Source organism: Sphingobacterium litopenaei (assembly GCF_014692495.1).
GTDB classification, from domain to species: domain Bacteria; phylum Bacteroidota; class Bacteroidia; order Sphingobacteriales; family Sphingobacteriaceae; genus Sphingobacterium; species Sphingobacterium litopenaei.
In genome coordinates this window covers 1-3,814 of the sequence record NZ_JACOIJ010000068.1, presented here as the reverse complement: position 1 = coordinate 3,814, position 3,814 = coordinate 1, and the positions used below count along the sequence as shown (strand labels likewise).

Below are 3,814 nucleotides of genomic sequence, written 5' to 3'. Positions count from 1 at the left end.
AAAAGGGCTTCTGGTATAAAAGCTAAAACTTGGCTGAGGGAGATTTTGTGATCTTTAAATACTGACATACCTATATAATTATCAATGATAAAGATACAAAATTAAAACAATAAAAACAAGACAACAACCTGATATTCAGATGATTATGTGAATATACTCATCTATATAAAACACAAAAAAGTCGGAAGAAAAATCTTCCGACCATGACTAGGCTTAAGCCTCCTTTTATTTTATTATTTGATGTGATAACGAATACCTGTATAGAACATTCTACCCGTAATTGGTCCCCACAATAAGTTCGTGTCAAAATATTGCCCGAACGGTTGATCAAACGCTAAGATAGGATCTTTTTGAAATTTGTTCGTTAGGTTCTCTCCGCCTACATAAATGGTGAAATTCTTATCTGCACCAAAGCTTTTGCTGATTTGTGCATTCATTGTTATGTATGCATTCGAATAATTTGCCAGCTGATATGCTGAAGGGTTAGCTGATGTAGAAGGCAATCTTTTCGGACCAACAGTATTGAATGTATAATCAAAACTCCAACCACTATGTAGGTTGTAGGCCAAATTTACAAAACCTCTGTGTTTGGCTGTAAGTGGTTTTTGTAATTTTCCATCCTTATAATCAGTTTGCACATCCAATAATCTGTAGGCCATGCGGGCTTCAAAGTGAGGAGCTGGCATGAATCGGAATTCAGCTTGCAAACTATTTGAATACGACTTACCATCCAAATTATAAATCGAAACGGTACGAGGATTTTCCCAATCAATCACGACTTGATTTTGGAAGTTATTATGAAATAATTCAACGGAAACTCCAGATTCACGTCCGAATAATTGGAAATTTTGATCAATGGTAATTCCTGTATTCCACGATACTTCAGGTCTTAACCCATAAGCATCTTGGTTGTTTTTTAAGGCAGCATAATCTAATGTACGTGACGAAGCCAAAATGCTCATATTTTCTGCAAAAATATTCGCGGTACGTTGCCCTCTTCCTGTACTGAATCGAATAGTATTACCTGTAAAAGGATTATATCTTGCCACCAATCGCGGTGTGGTAAACCAGCCGTACAGCGAATTATAATCTTCGCGTAATCCTAATACCATATCAAAATTTTCAGAAGGACTGAATGTATATTCAGCAAATAATCCTGATACAGTTTCTATTCTATCAAAATTGTTTGATTCGATATCCTCTTTGTATTTATCATAAGTCATTGAAGCTCCTACCTTATACTTATGAGTTACAGAGCCAATGATGTCTTGAAATATCAAATTCGCGTATCCATTAGTTTGTTCGCTATTGTAATTACGAAGGCCGAAATAGCTGTCTTGTTTGTAATTGGAGGCGGATAATTGTAAACCAATGCTTCTTAATCTGTTCTGCGGAAAAACATACCCAATTTTAGCAAAACCTTCAATTCGTTCATTGTCAAATCCTAATCCATAGATGTCAGTTTTACCTTTATCTCTACTCTTATCGAAGTTCACTTGGCCACCAGTACGGTCATCTTTTAGATATTTTATGCCGAATTGAGCTATAGTACCTTTTCCATTTTCATAATGCCATCTATTAATACCAGAGAACAAATTTCCAACGGGAATATCTCGGAAGCCATTATCACTGAAATTCATGTTTTTATTGTACATGAAATTATCATGCAATAATAGTCCTACTGACCAGTGATCATTAATTTTTTGCGCTAAATTTAAATTAACATCGGTTCGACCCATATTATTAGCATAAGCATTGAAAAATAGTCTCTCAGAATTATGCGGTTTTTTCAATTCCACATTGATTTGACCAGCCATATTTTCATATCCATTCACCACGGAACCAATACCTTTACTGATATCAATGGATTCTATCCAAGTTCCTGCAATACTGTTTAAGCCCAGCGGAGTAGCAAATCCACGAGGACCAGGAAGATTTTCCACTGTCAATTGCGTATAAATCCCACTCAAACCTAACAATTGAATTTGTTTACTTCCAGTTACAGCATCATTGCTTACAACGTCAACAGAAACTGTTGTCTCGAAACTTTCACTTAAATCACAACACGCTGCTTTGAATAATTCTTGAGCTGTAAGAATTTCGGCTCTATTAGCCGAAAGAGCATTAATATAACTTGATTTTTTGCGACGAGATACGACTACTTCTGAGAGCACATTATTTTGAGCATGAACCACTAAAACTTCATGCAAATTTTTTACTTCAATCGTATCAGGCTGCATTCCAGCATAAGAAAATACAAGGTGTTTATTCCCTTTATCGTGTTTGATTTTGAATACCCCATTTTCATTAGAGGTAACCTGTGCTTTTGGTCCTTCTAACCATTTTACGTTCACATTAGAGATAGGGGTCAATGATGCTTTATTGTCCTCATTTACTACTACACCAGTTATAATATGTTCATGGTTATGATCCTCTTCATGGTTATCAGTCCCGTTCTCTTTGGCATGAGCATCGTGATCGTGGTCATGATCATCGTCACCATCATGTTCGTGCGTGGTGTGATTTTCTCCCATGCGTTCATATTCACAACATTCATGTAATTTATTATATACCTCATCCGGAGCCTGGAATAAAGGTGTATCATGGCCTGCTTGCGCAATAGCTTGTTGAATAGAAGCTAGCTTTACTTTACTAAAATTATATTTTACAGTAATTTTATGGTCTTCGATGTTCCATATGGCACTCTCGACACCAGTAAGTTTAGCGGCTTTTTCAATTCTAGATTTACACATTCCACAATTTCCAGAAACTTCAAAAGTAGCTGTACTATCGGTTTGGGCAAATATGTTGGTAGTTAGCACTGTAAAAAGTGCGATAAAAATCAACTTTATATAAAGTTTCATATGTGTTTTCTATTATTAAGTCAATAAAATTATAAGCTCAACCTGAATGGTTGATATTAAAACTATTAAATAATAGAAAATCCTAAATTCTAAAAATACAGTTTTGGATGTATATAGGTGGTGAAGAATCCGTACTAGAATATAAATAATCTATATTTTGCGGATGATTTATATCAGCAGTAGGAGTTATAATGTTTACAATCCACAATAAAGGGATTATTGCTGGAGAAATTTGCGTAAATAATATTTGATTGGCATTAAAGTTCTTGTCCGTTAATTGGTCAATCTTTAATATAGAATCTGAGCATTCACCTTCGCAGTGATCATCTTTTTCGTGATCGGATTTATGATGCTTCTCGCAAAAAGGACAACTTTTTGTGTCGACCTTTTCGTAGAGACTTAGCAAGGTTGCATCTTTACATTTGTGCAAATAAATGTTTCCACCTAATGATACAAAGGTGAACATTAAACACACAAAATAAACTAGTAGTCTCATTTCTACAAACTTAATAAAAATTAAAATAATTTCTTTATTTCATTTGCAAAATTTATATATTAGGATTAATGAAACCGATGAATTATGATACACTTATTTGATGATCCAACTGTAGCTGTAATGGGCATGTTAGGGCTAGGAATAGCTGGTTTTGCGCTTGTTAAAGTCTACTCTAAAGTAATTTCGAAATTACATTAGATTTAAAAAACGAATAAAAAAGAGGCTGTCTCAAAATGGACAGTCTCTTTTTTTTGATTTCAACGCCTCATAATTTGGTTTAATCGATTGATTTTCATATATTTATAGTATAATCAACGTGTTTTTATAGCCAAAAGAGTACCTATCTTTAAACCTTATTTTCAAGACCAGATCATGGCAATTCCTCCAAGCCTGGATGAATTGGTATCTAAGTCACATCCTGTTCGGATTGTTAATGATGTAATCAATCGAATTA

At 34.4% G+C, this 3,814-nt stretch carries 1 protein-coding gene; it reads right to left on the bottom strand.

The annotated features are described in order from the left end of the window. Positions 1–233 precede the first annotated feature (233 nt). Positions 234–2,864 (bottom strand): carboxypeptidase-like regulatory domain-containing protein, encoded by a 2,631-nt coding sequence (locus tag H8B04_RS16730; RefSeq protein WP_190303054.1) that lies wholly within the window; start codon positions 2,862–2,864, stop codon positions 234–236. Positions 2,865–3,814: the final 950 nt, after the last annotated feature.

Coding starts and splice junctions, on each gene's coding strand:
- H8B04_RS16730 (WP_190303054.1), bottom strand. CDS start 2,864: ATGAAACTTTATATAAAGTTGATTTTTATCGCACTTTTTACAGTGCTA.